Origin of the sequence: Arthrobacter sp. AK01, assembly GCF_021109375.1 — a bacterium.
Taxonomy (GTDB): domain Bacteria; phylum Actinomycetota; class Actinomycetes; order Actinomycetales; family Micrococcaceae; genus Arthrobacter.
Genome location: NZ_JAJOHP010000090.1, coordinates 1 through 15891 on the forward strand (window position 1 = coordinate 1; position 15891 = coordinate 15891).

The 15891-nt window shown below is 61.3% G+C and carries 15 protein-coding genes; 5 read left to right on the forward strand and 10 right to left on the reverse strand.

The window, feature by feature from the left end:
* Positions 1–143 precede the first annotated feature (143 nt).
* The 5 genes from LN996_RS21200 to LN996_RS21220 all read right to left on the reverse strand — a co-directional run bounded on the left by LN996_RS21200 (position 144) and on the right by LN996_RS21220 (position 5635).
* A complete protein-coding gene (locus tag LN996_RS21200; protein WP_231342923.1) occupies positions 144–1703 on the reverse strand; it encodes an LCP family protein in 1560 nt (519 codons plus the stop codon).
* Positions 1704–1808: 105 nt separating this feature from the next.
* Complete coding sequence (era, locus tag LN996_RS21205; RefSeq protein ID WP_159699334.1) at positions 1809–2771, reverse strand: GTPase Era; 963 nt, start codon at positions 2769–2771, stop codon at positions 1809–1811.
* On the reverse strand, positions 2755–4086 hold the full coding sequence (locus LN996_RS21210; protein WP_231342926.1) for a hemolysin family protein: 1332 nt from the start codon (positions 4084–4086) through the stop codon (positions 2755–2757). Before LN996_RS21210 ends, era begins: the two co-directional genes overlap by 17 nt.
* Positions 4083–4556, reverse strand: coding sequence for an rRNA maturation RNase YbeY (gene ybeY / locus LN996_RS21215; RefSeq protein WP_089595199.1), 474 nt, complete (start codon positions 4554–4556; stop codon positions 4083–4085). The genes LN996_RS21210 and ybeY overlap by 4 nt, the downstream gene beginning before the upstream one ends.
* On the reverse strand, positions 4553–5635 hold the full coding sequence (locus LN996_RS21220) for a PhoH family protein (protein WP_231342928.1): 1083 nt from the start codon (positions 5633–5635) through the stop codon (positions 4553–4555). Before LN996_RS21220 ends, ybeY begins: the two co-directional genes overlap by 4 nt.
* 426 nt (positions 5636–6061) lie before the next feature.
* On the opposite strand from LN996_RS21220, the gene LN996_RS21225 reads away from it, so the two are divergent.
* A complete protein-coding gene (locus LN996_RS21225; protein ID WP_231342948.1) occupies positions 6062–6934 on the forward strand; it encodes a GerMN domain-containing protein in 873 nt (290 codons plus the stop codon).
* 22 nt (positions 6935–6956) lie between these two features.
* Here the strand turns inward: LN996_RS21225 and LN996_RS21230 are convergent, their stop codons facing one another.
* The 3 genes from LN996_RS21230 to hrcA are packed head-to-tail and all read right to left on the reverse strand — an operon-like array spanning position 6957 to position 9912.
* Positions 6957–7724 (reverse strand): 16S rRNA (uracil(1498)-N(3))-methyltransferase, encoded by a 768-nt coding sequence (locus LN996_RS21230; RefSeq protein WP_231342929.1) that lies wholly within the window; start codon positions 7722–7724, stop codon positions 6957–6959.
* A 2-nt stretch (positions 7725–7726) separates the two neighbouring features.
* Positions 7727–8854, reverse strand: a complete 1128-nt coding sequence (gene dnaJ, locus LN996_RS21235) for a molecular chaperone DnaJ (protein WP_231342934.1) — start codon at positions 8852–8854, stop codon at positions 7727–7729.
* Between the two features lie 50 nt (positions 8855–8904).
* Positions 8905–9912, reverse strand: coding sequence for a heat-inducible transcriptional repressor HrcA (hrcA, locus tag LN996_RS21240; protein WP_231342936.1), 1008 nt, complete (start codon positions 9910–9912; stop codon positions 8905–8907).
* Positions 9913–10106: 194 nt separating this feature from the next.
* On the opposite strand from hrcA, the gene LN996_RS21245 reads away from it, so the two are divergent.
* Together LN996_RS21245 and LN996_RS21250 are read left to right on the forward strand one after the other, a co-directional pair.
* On the forward strand, positions 10107–10958 hold the full coding sequence (locus LN996_RS21245; RefSeq protein ID WP_231342938.1) for a DUF3097 domain-containing protein: 852 nt from the start codon (positions 10107–10109) through the stop codon (positions 10956–10958).
* 121 nt (positions 10959–11079) lie between these two features.
* Positions 11080–11493, forward strand: coding sequence for a DUF4870 domain-containing protein (locus LN996_RS21250; protein ID WP_159699313.1), 414 nt, complete (start codon positions 11080–11082; stop codon positions 11491–11493).
* Between the two features lie 31 nt (positions 11494–11524).
* Here the strand turns inward: LN996_RS21250 and hemW are convergent, their stop codons facing one another.
* Both hemW and lepA read right to left on the reverse strand, forming a co-directional pair.
* Positions 11525–12754: a radical SAM family heme chaperone HemW gene (hemW, locus tag LN996_RS21255; protein WP_231342940.1), complete on the reverse strand. Its 1230-nt coding sequence runs from the start codon at positions 12752–12754 to the stop codon at positions 11525–11527.
* Positions 12755–14608: a translation elongation factor 4 gene (lepA, locus tag LN996_RS21260; protein WP_231342943.1), complete on the reverse strand. Its 1854-nt coding sequence runs from the start codon at positions 14606–14608 to the stop codon at positions 12755–12757.
* Positions 14609–14768: 160 nt separating this feature from the next.
* Between lepA and LN996_RS21265 the strand changes: the two genes are divergently transcribed.
* Positions 14769–15296, forward strand: a complete 528-nt coding sequence (locus LN996_RS21265; RefSeq protein ID WP_231342944.1) for a type II toxin-antitoxin system PemK/MazF family toxin — start codon at positions 14769–14771, stop codon at positions 15294–15296.
* Positions 15297–15473: 177 nt separating this feature from the next.
* Positions 15474–15734 (forward strand): 30S ribosomal protein S20, encoded by a 261-nt coding sequence (rpsT, locus tag LN996_RS21270; RefSeq protein WP_231342946.1) that lies wholly within the window; start codon positions 15474–15476, stop codon positions 15732–15734.
* Positions 15735–15891: the final 157 nt, after the last annotated feature.

Sequence of the window (15891 nt, forward strand, 5' to 3'; positions counted from 1 at the left end):
TGCTGTGTTTGCGGGGTTTGGGTTGTGTGGTTTTTTTGTTGTTTCCTATGCCTGGCGGTTTCTTTTTGTGTGCGTGGGGGTCGGCTGGGGGGCGGCGGCCGCCCCCCCCCCCTCTCTCATGCTCCAATGTTTTCCACGATCAGCTATTGATCGATGTACAGCGGATTTACCTGCTGGCAAACGGCCTCACTGGCTGTCTGATTCACCACGTCCGACGGAACCGACGCTGCGCCGTAGGCAGTACCCGTCCCGAAGTCCGTACCAACGTAAAGCTGGACCCCCGCTACTCCCGGCGCTTCTTGCACCTGGGCCGCCGGGATACCGTACAGAGTGGCGACGTCAGCTGCCACGTCGGCAAAGCCAGCCCCGTAGTAGAGCACTGTCTGGTCCACGGGGTTCGCCAGATATGACACCGCCTGGGTAAATCCATTGCCCGTCAGCACAGCCATCAGTTCCTGGGCCCTCGCGGCAATGCCACTGCCGTTGGCAACTGCGACAGGCTGGATCGCCTTATCGTAGACGGGGGCCGCGGGCGTGGTGGCTGTGGGCTGGGCCGCAGGGGTTTCCGTCGCGGCCGGTGAAGAGGTAGCACCGGGTGTCGTCAGGTCAAGGTCAGCGCGCAAAGCGGCGAAGAGTTGGGAAGCCTGGGGCTCAATGAGCTCGAGCCTGTTCGGATCAACTGCTGCTGCTTGAGTCGGCACGGCGACGAACGCGACCTTGGACACATCAATGTCCTTCAACCGCCCACCGATGGTCAACAACGACGGCACGGACGCCAGCCCCTCATCCACAGTGAGGTTCTGCGTTACCACGTCTGCTATCTGCAGGAGTCTCTGGGGGTTGCCCAGGGTTCCTTCATCCTTGAGCTTCCTTGTCAGGGACGAAAGGAACGCCTGCTGTCCCTTGATGCGTCCAAGGTCGCCTCCGTCACCAAATGCGTGTCGGGTCCGCAGGAAGGCGAGGGCTTGTTCTCCCTCCACCAGCGAGTCACCTTTGGGCAGGCGAAGCCGGGAGTCCGGGTCAAAGACGGGGTCGCTGACACACACATTGACGCCGCCGATAGCGTGGGACAACTCCTTGACGGCGTTGAAGTCCGCCATCATGAAGTGGTCGATTTCAAGGCCAGTCAGCTTGTTGATGGTATCCACCGCACAACCGATGCCGGCTTCTGCCATGGCCTCGTTGATCATAACGCCGCTGCGGGCGGGGAACGTCTGGTTGTTGGTGTGGTCCGTACATTGGGGCACGTTCACCAAGAGGTCACGCGGGAAACTCATGACGCTGACGCGCTTGTTGTCGGCTGAGATGTCCAGGAGCATCATCACATCGGAGTGACCGTAGCCCGTGGAATCCTCGGAGGTTCCGTACTCCGAGTTCTTTCCGTCACGGGTGTCAGAACCAAGGATAAGGATTTGCAGGCGGTCGGATTTGTCATTGGCCAAGGCCTCCCCAGAATCCCGGGACTCCCCGGCGCTCAAGGGTGCCTTGGTAATGTTGCTCTGCAGCCGGATGAACCAAAAAGCCGCAAAGGCAACACCGGCAACCAGGGCCACCGAAACCACGCCGGTAACAATCTTCAGCCAGAGCGGAAGTCCTTTGCGGACCTTCATATGGCGGGGAGTGCCCTCGGCATCCTCGCCATGGCGGGCCGCAACGGAGCCAGCGGTGCCGGTGCCCTGCGGGCGGGCGTCACGACGTCGCACTATTCGGTTTACCTTTCCTCAAACACGTGGATTCCCGCCATCATAGTTGCCGATTCTGGGAAGTTCCTTATCGGGCCGAAGCCACGCCGGGACGTGTGACGCCGTTTAGAATCCGAGTTTGACCAATTGCTTGGGATCGCGCTGCCAGTCCTTGGCTACCTTGACGTGCAAATCAAGATAGATCCTGGTACCCAGCAGTGTCTCGATTCCCTTGCGCGCGTTGGTCCCCACTTCACGCAGCCGGCTTCCGCCCTTGCCGATGATGATGGCTTTCTGGGAAGGACGCTCAACGTACAGATTTACCCGCACATCCAATAACGGGTTGTCTTCGGTTCGACCTTCGCGGGGAACGATCTCGTCCACCACCACGGCCAGGGAATGCGGAAGTTCGTCCCGGACACCCTCCAGGGCGGCCTCACGGATGAGTTCGGCAATCATGACCGCCTCGGGCTCGTCCGTCAATTCCCCATCGGGATAAAGCGGCGGCGACGACGGCATATGGCTGATGAGTACGTCAGCGACCGTGGAGACCTGGAAGCCGTCGGCCGCGGAAACGGGAACGATGTCGGCCCACCCCTGCTCGCCGAGAACCTCCCGACCCAAAGCTGCCACGGCAAGCAACTGCTCAGTCAGCGCTTGACGGTCCACGAGGTCGGTTTTGGTCACCAGGGCCACGATCGGCTTACGCCCCACGGCGGCCAGTTGCGCCGCAATGTATTTGTCGCCTGGGCCGATCTTTTCGTTCGCCGGCAGGCAGAATCCAATGGCGTCCACTTCGGCCAAGGTATCGGCCACGAGTTCGTTGAGGCGCTTACCCAACAGCGTACGGGGCCTGTGCAGGCCAGGGGTGTCTACCAGAATCAACTGCGCATCGTCGCGATGGACAATACCTCGGATGGTGTGACGAGTGGTCTGGGGCTTGGCTGAGGTGATGGCCACTTTCTGGCCGACCAAGGCGTTGGTCAGCGTCGACTTACCGGCGTTCGGTCGGCCCACCAACACCGAGAAGCCTGCGTGGAAGCCGCCGAAATCATCATCGGCATCGAATTTCTTATTTTGCTTGCTCACGTGGAACTCCCTGTTGCGTTGAGTCGGCGTCTTCGAGTAGGTCTTCAAAGTCAGTGTCTTCCTTTGGCATGGCTGCCGCAATGATATGGCTGACCCTGTTTCGGCGACCCTCAAGCCTATCCGCCCTGAGTGATATTCCGTTCACCTCAACGGAGCTTCCTACAATCGGAACCTGGCCGAGGGCCTTGGCCAGGAGGCCACCCACGGTATCGACCTCGTCGTCGTCGAGGTCGATGTCGAACAATTCACCCAGGTCATCAATGCTCATGCGGGCGCTGACCCGGAACGTGCCGTCTCCAAGGTCCACGGCTTCTTCCGCGGCGGCATCGTATTCATCAACGATTTCGCCCACGATTTCCTCGATAAGGTCCTCCAGGGTGACCAGCCCGGCGGTTCCCCCGTATTCGTCAATGACGATCGCCACGTGGGTTGATTCCTGCTGCAGTTCCCTGAGGAGGTCGCTTACGAGCTTGGATTCAGGGACGTAGCGGACGTCCCTGGCGAGGGAATCAACGTCATGCGCCTGCAGCCCGGGTTCGCCGCGATGCATGGCCGCGGCTACATCCTTCAGGTAGAGAATTCCCCGGATTTGGTCCGTGTTCTCGCCAATAACCGGAATCCTCGAATATCCGGAACGTAGAAAAAGACCCATGGCCGCCTCAAGGTCCGAGCCGGTACCGATGCTGACGATATCCGTGCGAGGGACCATGACCGAACGCACCAACGTGTCGCCGAAGTCAAAGACCGAATGGATGAGCTCTGCTTCGTTGTCCTCGATCATGTCCGACTCAGCGGCACGATCCACGAATTCCCGGAATTCTTCTTCGCTCACAAACGCGTCGTCGCCACTCGGGGCACCGGGAGCCACAGCTTGGCCAAGCGCCACGAGCCAGCCGGGGATGGGACCAAGAATCCAGCAGAGGAACCTGATCAACGGAGCTGTGAAACGTACGACGGGTCCGGAATGTGCACGGCCCAACTGCCTGGGCGAAACACCAACCAGGACAAAGCCGATCACGGCCATGATTCCGGTGGCCGCAAGGCCGGCGAGCCACACGTTGTCCAACAAGCTGTGCAGGACCACCGCAACGGCCACGGCAGCGGCCATTTCGAACCACACACGCCAGAAGCGCAAGGCGCGCATATGCGCGATGGGGGCTTTGAGGATGCCACTTAGGGCTTTGCCCTTGCTGCGGACGATGGATTGTTCGGCCTCATGCCGGGGCAGGAAGTTGAAGGCGGCCTCGGCAGCAGTCAGCAAAGCGACGAAACTGAGGAAAACCAGTGCCATGCCGACCAGGATGATCCAGGTCACTGCATGGTCTCCATGGGGGCATCCTTGCCCAGGAATTCAGACAGCAGTTCGCGCTGCAAACCGAACATCTCTTCTTTTTCTTCCGGCTCAGCATGGTCGAACCCGAGAAGGTGAAGGATGCCATGGGTGGTCAGCAGCAGCATCTCGTCCTGGGTAGGATGTCCGGCGTTGCGTGCCTGAACCTCGGCCACTTGGGGGCAGATGGCGATGTCGCCCAACATGCCTTGCGGCGTGGGCTTGTCAGGGGTGCCCGGCGTCAGCTCGTCCATGGGCACCGACAAAACGTCCGTGGCCCCAGGCTCGTCCATGAGTTCGATATGCAGCTTCTCCATGGCGGGTTCATCAACCAGAAGAATTGAAAGCTCGGCCTGCGGATGGATGTACAGCCGCTCAAAGATGAACCGGGACAACGTCACCAGCTGGGCCTCGTCCACCGCCACACCGGATTCGTTGTTGACTTCAATGCTCATTTGCGTTCTCCACGTTTGTACTGTGTGCCGGCGGCGTCGGTGCGGTGCGCGTCATCCCATGTGCTGTAAGCGGAGACGATATCTGCGACCAGGCGATGCCGTACCACGTCAGCCGCCTCAAGAATGGAAAAGTTGACGTCATCGATGCCGCTGAGGATTTCGCGGACAATCCGCAGGCCCGACGTAGCACCCAGCGGAAGGTCGATCTGGGTGACGTCCCCGGTGACCACCATTTTGGAGCCGAACCCAAGACGCGTCAGGAACATCTTCATTTGTTCCGGAGTGGTGTTCTGGGCTTCATCGAGAATGATGAAGGCATCGTTCAGAGTTCGTCCGCGCATGTAGGCCAAAGGAGCCACCTCGATGGTCCCTGCAGCCATCAGCCGCGGAATGGACTCCGGATCCATCATGTCGTGCAAGGCATCGTAAAGCGGGCGGAGATAGGGATCGATCTTGTCGCTCAACGTGCCGGGCAGGAACCCCAGCCGCTCTCCCGCTTCCACGGCAGGCCGCGTCAGGATAATCCGGCTGACCTCCTTCATCTGGAGCGCCTGGACAGCCTTGGCCATGGCCAAGTACGTCTTACCCGTACCAGCTGGACCGATACCGAAAATCACGGTGTTTGCATCGATGGCATCCACGTAGTTCTTCTGGTTCAGCGTCTTGGGCCGGATGGTCTTGCCCCTGCTGGAAAGTATGTTGTGCGTCAGGACATCAGCAGGATTCTGCACGGACTGGGTCCTCAACAAGGAGACGAGCTGCTGAAGGACATCCGGGGTGACCACGGTTCCCTTTGCCACGAGACCACGGACTTCTTCGAGAAGTCTCATGATCCGGGGGATGACGGTGGAAGGTCCCGTCATGGAGAGCTCGTTGCCGCGGACATGGAAATTGACGTCCTGGAACTGTTCCTCGATGTACCGCAGGGCTTCGTCGTGGCTGCCCAGCGAGTGAACCATCTGGTCGGAGTTATCGAACGTGACAACTTCCGTGCGCGTGCCCGGTAAGGTGTGCGGGAACTCGTTGGGCGGCTGGTTGCCGTTTCCGGTCCTGAGCCGCCCGTTCAAAGATTCACTCATAGTGCTGGCCGTCAGGCCTGTTCTCCTCCGGTTGGTCGTAATAACGCCATCGATTCGACATCAGCGGTGGACTTTCAGCGACCGCATTGATGCCGGAATGTCTCCAATCCTACGCCAGCCCGGCCTGCGATGAACCTCAGCAGGCGGCCACGTTCTGGCGCGCATCGTGATTGCCGACTTTTTGTCTCAACTCTGCATCAAGCCGGTATCAATCACGTTTCAGTTGGCGCAGGTCCACGGAATCCCGGCCGCCCGCCGTCGGCAATGTGCCAAGCTGGCATAGCGGGTGGAACCACAACCCCGCACCCCAGCCGCTCCATGGCTCCCAAATAAATGCAGGGACAGGACAGGAAACCCATCAAGAAGTCAGCCAACAACGCTCCGGGCGTGCACAAGCGGACCAAGTCCGCTATCGCCGTGCCTGTGATGCTTGCTGCCCTCTTGCTGACTGGGTGCATTGCCAACGGCGAGAGCACCCAGGCCACATCCAGTCCGCCGCCTTTGACCATGCAGGATGCCCCGGCCAGCAACGCCCCGTTGGAGACTACCCAGGCCTCAACCAAGATCCCGGTCTATTGGATTGGGCGCAGCAAGGAAGAGGTCTACCTCTACCGCGAGTTCAGGGATATCTCCGGCGACGGAAACCCCGTGACCACGGCGCTGCGGATCATGATGGCGGAAAAGCCACTGGACCATGACTTCTTCACGCCATGGCAGGAACCGGCCAGCCTGGCCACGTCCATTTCAGGCAAGAACGTGATTACCGTCGACATTTCCCGCGACGCATTCAATTCGAACCTGGACGCCGGTATGGCGCAGCGGGCCATACAGCAGCTGGTGTATACGGCGACAGCAGCGGCTTCGTCCTCGGGCCTCATCAATTCCGGACAGCAGATCCAGGTGGTCATCCTGGTTGACGGACACAAGGATTACATGGCGTTCGGGCAAATCCAGTTGGGTCAGCCCATGGCCCGCGATGCCTCCCTGGTGGCGCCTCTGTGGATCATCGATCCACAGGAAGACACCTCGATGCCCACAGGCTTGGTCAAGTTCAACGGGCGGAGCACCGACAGCTCCAAACCCATCGCGTGGCAGGTCCTGCAGGACAACGGCAAGGGCGAGAAGACAAGTCTGCTGACGGGTCAAACGAAAGCCACGGGCGAACCCGGACAGTACGGCCTCTTCACGTTCGGCGCCACACTCAAGGCCGGTCAGTACGAGGTACGTGTCTCGCAGGTCGACGATGCTGGAAACACGATCGCGACAAGCACTGACACCCGGTTGTTCAGGGTCGGGTAGCTCCTCAGGGTAGCCCGGCCGGCTACCAGCGACCCAGAATGTCGCTCGCAAGAACGACGGCGGCAGGTCCCGCCGTCGACGATCGCAGAACGTGATGACCCAACAGCGCCGTAACGGCCCCGGCGTCACTGAGCCGCGTTACTTCGCGGGGCGAGATTCCACCCTCCGGTCCTACGATCAGAAGTACTTCCCGGAACGTCCCGGTGTCCGGTCCACCCTGCAACACCTCGAGGACAGTCCTCAACGGGTTTTTGGCGTCCTCGTGCAGGATGATGGCCAGGTCGGCGGCGGCGACTGCTTTGGCCAAGGCTCCGGTATCCACGATTGTCCGCACGTCCGGAATCCATGCCCGCCGTGCTTGCTTGGCCGCGGCGGTTACCACAGACTGCCACTTCCCATGGGCTTTGGCGGCGCGGTCGCCCTTCCAGCGCACGATTGATCGCTCTGACTGCCACGGAATCACTGCGTCGATACCCAGCTCGGTGGCCGTCTCGATGGCAAGTTCATCGCGGTCACCCTTGGCCAAGGCTTGGACGAGCACCAAGCGGACGTCGGGCTGGTCCTCGAAGACAACATCGGAAGCAGTGACGGTCAGGCCGGCGGGCCCGGCGTCGGCGACCGTGCCGGTCAGCCGTGTGCCGGAACCGTCGGCAATGTCAACGGGCTCCCCCACTGCCAGTCTCTTGACCGTGACGGCGTGCCGTGCTTCAGGCCCCTCCAGCACGAACGTGCCACCGGGACTTACATCGCCAAGACTCCCGGCCGGGGTGAAGAAAACGGGGTTGCTCACCGCTACAGGTTACCGAGCTTGTCACGCAGCTTTGCGAACATGCCGCCACTGGCCACGAGTTTGCCTTCGGTGAACTGCTCCCCACGAAGCTTGGCGAGCTGCTGCAACAATTCTTCCTGGGCGGGATCAAGCTTGCTCGGCGTTTCAACATGGAGGTGCACCTTGAGGTCTCCCCTGCCGTAACCGCGCAGGTGGGTGACGCCAAGGCCGCGGAGCGTGATGACCTCGCCCGACTGGGTTCCGGCCTTCACATCAATGTCCTGTGCGCCATCGAACGTTTCCAGTTGCAGCTCAGTGCCCAGTGCAGCGGCTGTCATGGGCACGCTGAGGGTGGCGTGGAGGTCGTCGCCTTCGCGCATGAACATGGAATCGTTGTTGACCCGGATCTCCACGTACAAGTCGCCGGAGGGGCCGCCTGCGGGTCCTGCTTCGCCTTGGCCGGACAACTGGATACGCGTACCGGTCGCAACACCGGCGGGCACCTTGATGGTCAGGGAACGGCGGCTGCGGATGCGGCCCTGGCCGTTGCACTCGTTGCAGGGATCCTTGATGACCGTGCCGAAACCCTCACAAGATCCGCAAGGGGCCGTGGTCATGACCTGGCCAAGGATGGATCGGACGGCGCGCTGGACCTGGCCGCTGCCGCCACAAATGTCGCAACGTTCCGGATGGGTTCCCGGGCGGCAGCAGCTGCCGTCGCACGTAGGGCAGGTGACGGCAGTGTCTACTTCGAGCTTCTTGTTAACACCAAATACGGCGTCCTTGAGGTCAATACGGACACTGATGAGGGCGTCTTGTCCGCGACGAACGCGGGAAGCCGGTCCACCGTGGCCGCCGCCGCCACCAAAGAAGGTGTCGAAGATGTCCTGGAACGCGAAGCCCTGGCCGGAGTAGCCGCCGCCGAAGCCGTTGTCCGTTCCGTTCTCATTGCCGGTGGCATCGTAGACGCGACGCTTCTGGGGGTCCGACAGAACCTCGTAAGCATGGGTCACGGCCTTGAACTGCTCCGCGACATCCTCACCCGGATTTACGTCCGGGTGGAGTTTCCGCGCCAACTTGCGGTACGCCTTTTTGATCTCTTCCCCGGTGGCTTCCGGCGAGACTCCCAAAACGTCATAGTGGCTGCTCAAAGTCGGTATCTCTTCCTTGTCGTACTGCGGATGTTTCCTCGGGCCTGCGTTCAGCCGCCGAGAATGCGTGAAAGGTAGCGGGCAACGGCCCGAACTGCTGCCATGGTGGTTGGATAATCCATGCGGGTTGGACCGAGGATTCCCACTTTGGCACCCGAGCCGTAGCCAGTGGCCACCACCGAAGCTTCGGCCAAGCCGTCATAGGGGTTCTCCCGGCCGATGCTCACCGTGACGCCGCGGGGGTCGTCCCCCATGTCGGACAACAACCGGAGCATGACCACTTGTTCCTCAAGGGCTTCCAGCACGGGTCCGATACTCAACGGGAAGTCCACGTTGGACCGGGCAAGATTGGCTGTGCCGGCCATGAGGATGCGCTCTTCGCGGCTGTTGTCGCTCAGTGCCTGCAGTCCGTGCGCCAGTGTTTGAGCCAGGCCACGGAGTTCCGGCGGGCACAGGGCAACCACTGAGGGAAGTACTTGCGGCAACAGGGCCAGTTGCGTCCCTGCAATGCTGCCGAGGAATCGTGACCTCAGAAGCATCAAAGCGTCATCGCCCACGTCCGAGCCTGCCTCGATGACCTTCTGGCCAACGCTCCCGGTATCCGCAATCAGGACGACGAGCACTTGCTTGGGAGCCAGGAGGACGAACTCCACGTGCCGCACCAGCGCCCGGTTTGAGTGTGGATATTGCACGACGGCGACCTGGTTGGTCAGCTGCGACAGGAGCCGCACGGTGCGCTCCAGGATGTCGTCGACGTCGTCGGGCCCTTCAAGCAGCGAATGGATCGCGCGGCGTTCCGCCGCGGACAGCGGCTTGACCTGGGAGATGCGGTCCACGAACAGGCGGTAGCCCTTATCAGTGGGAATGCGTCCGGCGCTGGTGTGGGGTGCCGCAATGAGGCCTTCTTCTTCAAGAACAGCCATGTCGTTCCGGATGGTGGCACTTGAAACACCGAGGTGGTGTCGCTCCACGAGGGCCTTCGATCCGACAGGCTCCCTGGAATGCACGTAATCTTCAACGATGGCACGCAGTACTTCCAACTTGCGCGGTTCACTCATTACTCCACCTCCTGACGATTGCCATGGTCACTGCGACCGGTCACCGCGGGATCCCATGGGATCACCGCACTTAGCACTCAACATGCCCAAGTGCTAACCAGTCTAGTATGAGCCACCCCGTTGCTAGCATTGAAACTGCCCATGGCCAGCATCAAGCAACCCAGCATAAACCAGTACAAAAAGGTAGGAATTCCTTGGCTTTCGACTCTTGGGGTCCGCAGGATCTAGCAGCTCCAGCCAAACGACAACTCCCCGAGGTAGCCGTCCAGCGCGGGATGGTCCTCGAAGATGTCCAGTCAGGCTGGGTGGGCGAAGTCACTCGGGTTGAAAAAACCGGGGGCATGCACATCGTGTCCCTTGAGGACAGGCGTGGTAAAACGAAGTCCTTCCAACTCGGCTTCGGCTTCCTGCTTGAAGGCCAACCCATCCGGTTGATGCCTCCGGCCCCCCGCCAAGCGACGGCCCCCGCGCAACCGGGACGAACGGCCTCGGGGTCGGTGAAGGTCCAGGGACAACGCGCCCAAGTGGCAAAAGCCAGCCGGATCTGGGTGGAAGGAAAGCACGACGCCGAACTCGTGGAGAAGGTCTGGGGCGACGATCTCCGCGTCGAAGGCATCGTGGTGGAGCCATTGCACGGCGTCGATGACCTCAAATCTTCCATCGCCGCCTTTAATCCGGGCCCTGGCCGCCGCCTAGGCATCCTGGTGGATCACCTCGTGGCCGGATCCAAGGAGTCCCGCATTGCGGCCGAAGCCATGACGGTCCCCGGGGCGCCAGGAAATGTCTTGATTGTCGGCCACCCGTACATCGATGTCTGGCAGGCCATCAGGCCGAAGGTGCTCGGCATCGATGCCTGGCCTTCCGTGCCTCGCGGCATCGACTGGAAGACGGGAATTCTCACCGCCTTCGGGTGGCCTCACGAGACCGCTGAGGACATTGGCCTGGGCTGGCAACGGCTTCTCGGGGCGGTTCGCAGTTACGCCGACCTTGAGGCCTCCCTGCTGGGCCGAGTGGAGGAAGTCATCGATTTCCTCACGGTTCCCTGACACTGGCCCCGAAAGCGGCAGCAACTGACGTGTCTTCGTGGCGCTTGTCCCGGGAAGTCCACGGAGGCCGGTATTCTGGGACAGCAACACCGCAGCATCTTTACAGCAAGGGGAACACACCGTGGCAGAGAACGCTCCTGAAGAACCGGGCAGCGCCGCAGGCCAGCCCCAGTACCATGGCGCGCCTGCAAATGCGCTGCCACTGACCGCCAGCGAGGACCGGCAGTGGGCAACCTTGGCCCATTTTGGCGGCATTTTGGGATGCCTGCCATCTCTCCTGATCTACCTGATCTTCCGCGACCGCGGACCCTTCACGGCACAGGAATCCAAGGAAGCGTTGAACTTCACGCTGCCTCCTACGATCGCCGCAGTTTTGGCGAACATCCTGGTGCTGCTGCCTGTGGTGGGCAACATTTTCGCAGTGATCGCCACCGGCATCTGGGTGGCCCTGACGTGCTTCTCCGTCTCGGCGGGCATCCGGGTCAACCACGGCCAGCCGCACCGTTACAAGCTCAACCTGCGCTGGATCAAGTAGCTTCCCGCCGCCTTCGCCCAACCACTGATTGTTAGTCGGGCAGGATCCTGCGCACTACAGCGTCAGCGAGCAGTCGACCCTTCAACGTAAGGATCAACCGGCCCTTGAAGGCCTGCACCGGATCCACAAGTTCATCGGCAATGAGCCCAGCCATCGCGTGGCGACCAATCGCGTCCAACGCATCTACGGCCAACCCGGTACCCAGCCTTGCTTCAAGCATGACGCGCTCGACTTCCCGTGTGTCGGAGTCCAAGGTCTCCCGTCCTGCTGCCGGCGAGCTTCCTGCAGCCAACCGTCCGGCATAAGCAGTGGGGTGCTTGACGTTCCACCAGCGGACGCCTCCCACGTGGGAGTGCGCTCCTGGACCGATGCCCCACCAGTCGTCCCCGCGCCAGTAGGCCAGATTGTGCCGGCAGGCTTGGTCCGGCGTCCTGGACCAGTTACTGACCTCGTACCAGCTCAAACCGGCTTCAGAGATCATTTTGTCGGCCAGTTCGTACTTAGCGGCGTGATCGTCGTCGTCGATGCCCGGCACTTCGCCACGCCGGATTTGGGCAGCAAGTTTGGTGCCGTCTTCCACTATCAACGCGTAGGCACTGATGTGGTCAGGTTCGTAAGACAGAGCCGTCTCAAGCGACAACCGCCAGTCCTCCATGGACTCCCCCGGCGTACCGTAGATCAGGTCGAGGCTGACGGCGAGCCCGGCCTCTCGCGCCCACTGCACAACGAGCGGCACACGACTGGGAGTATGGGTGCGATCCAGCACCTTCAGGACATGCGGCACAGCTGACTGCATGCCGAACGAGACCCTCGTGAAACCGGCCTCGGCCAGTACCCTCAGGGATTCGGGAGTCACCGAATCGGGATTGGCTTCAGTGGTTACTTCAGCACCGGGCTCAAGCCCCCAGTGCCCGACGGCGGCGCGCAGGATCCGTGCCAAGTCTTCCGCGGGCAGGAGTGTCGGAGTGCCGCCACCGAAGAAGACTGTGCTCATGCGCCGTTGAGGCAGCCCCGAGGCGTCAAGGGCCACAGCCGCAAAGTCGAGCTCGGACACTGCGGTGGTGGCGTAGGCATCCTGGGAAGCACCGCCTCCCAGCTCGGTGGCTGTATAGGTGTTGAAGTCACAGTAGCCACAACGAACGGCACAAAAAGGGATATGGACGTAGAGCCCAAACTTGCGGTGCTCGACGCCAGCCAACACCTGCGGAGGCAGTATGCCGTCCGCAGGTGCCGGATCGCCCAAAGGTAGGACGCTGGGCATCTACTTCTTGGCCTTGTCCTTGGACTCGTCAGTGGTCAGGGCTGCGATGAATGCCTCCTGGGGCACCTCGACGCGACCCACCATCTTCATGCGCTTCTTGCCTTCCTTCTGCTTCTCCAGCAGTTTGCGCTTACGGGTGATGTCACCGCCGTAGCACTTGGCAAGAACGTCCTTGCGGATGGCCCGGATGCTTTCGCGGGCAATAATGCGGGACCCGATGGCAGCCTGGATGGGCACCTCGAACTGCTGCCTCGGAATCAGCTCGCGAAGCTTCCCGGTCATCATCACACCGTAGGCGTAGGCCTTATCCCGGTGCGTGATGGCGCTGAAAGCGTCCACTTGCTCACCCTGCAGCAGGATGTCGACCTTAACGAGGTCGGCGACCTGTTCGCCGTCGGCCTTCCAGTCAAGCGAGGCGTAGCCACGCGTCTTGGACTTCAGGAGGTCGAAGAAGTCAAAGACGATCTCGGCCAGCGGGATCCAGTAGCGGAGCTCGACGCGGTCCTCGGACAAGTAGTCCATGCCGCGCATCTGGCCGCGGCGGCTTTGGCAGAGTTCCATGATGGACCCAACGAACTCGTTGGGCGCGAGGATGGTTGCCGAAACCATTGGCTCACGGACTTCGGAGATTTTGCCTGTGGGGTATTCGCTGGGGTTGGTGACGTGGATGACCTTCTTGTCCTCGAGGGTCACCTCATACTCCACGTTGGGAGCGGTGGAGATGAGGTCGAGGTTGTACTCACGCTCCAAGCGCTCACGCGTGATCTCGAGGTGAAGCAAACCAAGGAAGCCAACGCGGAAGCCGAAGCCGAGTGCTGCAGACGTCTCGGGTTCGTAAACCAACGCAGCGTCGTTGAGCATCAGCTTTTCAAGAGCATCGCGCAGGACCGGGTAATCCGTGCCGTCAAGGGGGTAGAGACCAGAGAAGACCATCGGCTTGGCGTCTGCGTAGCCGCTGAGTGACTCCGATGCCGGCTTGGCCAGGTTGGTGACAGTATCGCCAACCTTGGACTGGCGTACATCCTTAACGCCGGTGATCAGGTAGCCCACCTCGCCGACGCCCAGGCCCTTGGATGGCGTGGGCTCCGGGGAACTGACACCAATTTCAAGGAGCTCGTGCGTTGCCCTGGTGGACATCATCTGGATGCGTTCGCGCGGGTGGAGCATGCCGTCCACCACGCGCACATAAGTGACGACGCCGCGGTAGGTGTCGTAGACAGAGTCGAAAATCATGGCGCGGGCCGGGGCATCGGGATCACCAACGGGCGCGGGAAGGTCGCGGACAATCTTGTCCAGCAGCGCCTCCACGCCTACGCCGGTCTTGCCGGAAACCTTGAGGACGTCATCGGGATCGCCGCCAATCAAGTTGGCAAGCTCCGCTGCGTACTTCTCGGGCTGGGCGGCCGGAAGGTCGATCTTATTCAGCACAGGAATGATGGTGAGGTTGTTTTCCATCGCCAAATACAGGTTGGCGAGGGTTTGTGCCTCGATACCTTGGGCCGCATCCACCAACAGCACTGCGCCTTCGCAGGCGGCAAGCGAGCGGGAAACCTCATAGGTGAAGTCGACGTGGCCGGGAGTATCGATCATGTTCAGCGCATAACTGTTGCCATCGAGTTCCCACGGCATACGGACAGCCTGGGACTTGATGGTGATGCCGCGCTCACGTTCGATATCCATGCGGTCCAGATACTGGGCCTTCATGTCGCGTTGCTTAACGACGCCGGTGTACTGCAGCATGCGGTCGGCCAAGGTGGACTTACCGTGGTCAATGTGGGCAATGATGCAGAAGTTCCGGATGATGGCCGGATCTGTTGCGGCGGGCACCGGTGCGGTGCGGGCCATGGGAGACACGCAGGATCCTTACTGTCGACACTCACACGGCAATTCCCGGAACTGGGCATAGGCCAGCCGGAACACGCCGCGCATCTGATCCTCTAGTCTCCCATGAACCGGCGCTTCGCCGTACATTGCCTGCCGGGGCTTCAGCCGCATACGGCTGTAGCGTGGTCACATGGCTTTCGACTTGCGCCCCTTGGGCAATCTCATCCTGCGGTCCCTCAAGTCGCTTGGAGGCAATGGCACCAAGGCAACCACCCCCGGAGGTGCCCGAAGGACGCAGACCCGGCGATCCGACGTCGTGCATCAGCCAGGCTCCTACCCAGGCGACTTTCGCGGTTCATTTAAGGTCAGCTACTCCCCTAAGCCCGATGGTCAACCGGACCCCGGCGAAATTGTCTGGAGCTGGGTCCCCTACGAAGAGGACCACACTCAAGGCAAGGACCGGCCGGTGCTTTTGGTTGGTCGGGACCGCGAATGGCTTCTGGGCCTCATGCTGACTTCCAAGGACCACGACAATGGCGCCCGGGCGGACGACTACGTTGACATAGGAACCGGTTCCTGGGATCGGCAAGGCAGGCCCAGCGAAATCAATGTCGGGCGCGTTATCCGGCTTGATCCCGGCACGATCCGGCGCGAAGGCGCCGTCCTGGGAAAGCCGCGGTTCCAGGAGGTAGCCCGGGCCCTCCAAGCGCGGCAATAGAGCGACTGAGTACCGGTTCGGCGTGAGCCCTGACTTTCTGCTATCCTTTATAGCTGTGTGTCCGTGCAGGTCGACGGCCACTCATGGTTGGCTGCCATAGGCATCCCCACGCCGCTCAGTCGATGGCCAACCTGAAAACCCTCTAGACCATTTCCGCATTAAAAAGAGAGTTCATACGTGGCTAATATCAAGTCCCAGAAGAAGCGCATCCTCACCAACGAGAAGGCTCGCCTGCGTAACAACGCAGTCAAGTCCGAGCTGAAGACGGCCATCCGCGCCGTCGCCACCGCCGTTGAGTCTGCTGACAAGGATGCTGCTGGAACTGCACTTGTTGCTGCCAGCCGCAAGCTGGACAAGGCTGTCAGCAAGGGCGTTATTCACAAGAACAACGCTGCAAACCGCAAGTCGGCGATCTCCAAGAAGGTCAACGCACTCTAAGGTTTTTCCAGTTCGACTGAGCTGATCAAAAGGCCGGGGCCCCGGGGGGGGGGGGGGGGGGGGTTTTTTTGAGGGGGGGGGCCAGAGGGGGGGGGGGCGGGGCCGGGGCCGGGGGGGGGGGTTTGGGGGGGGGGGGGGAGGCCAGCGCGGGGGCCGC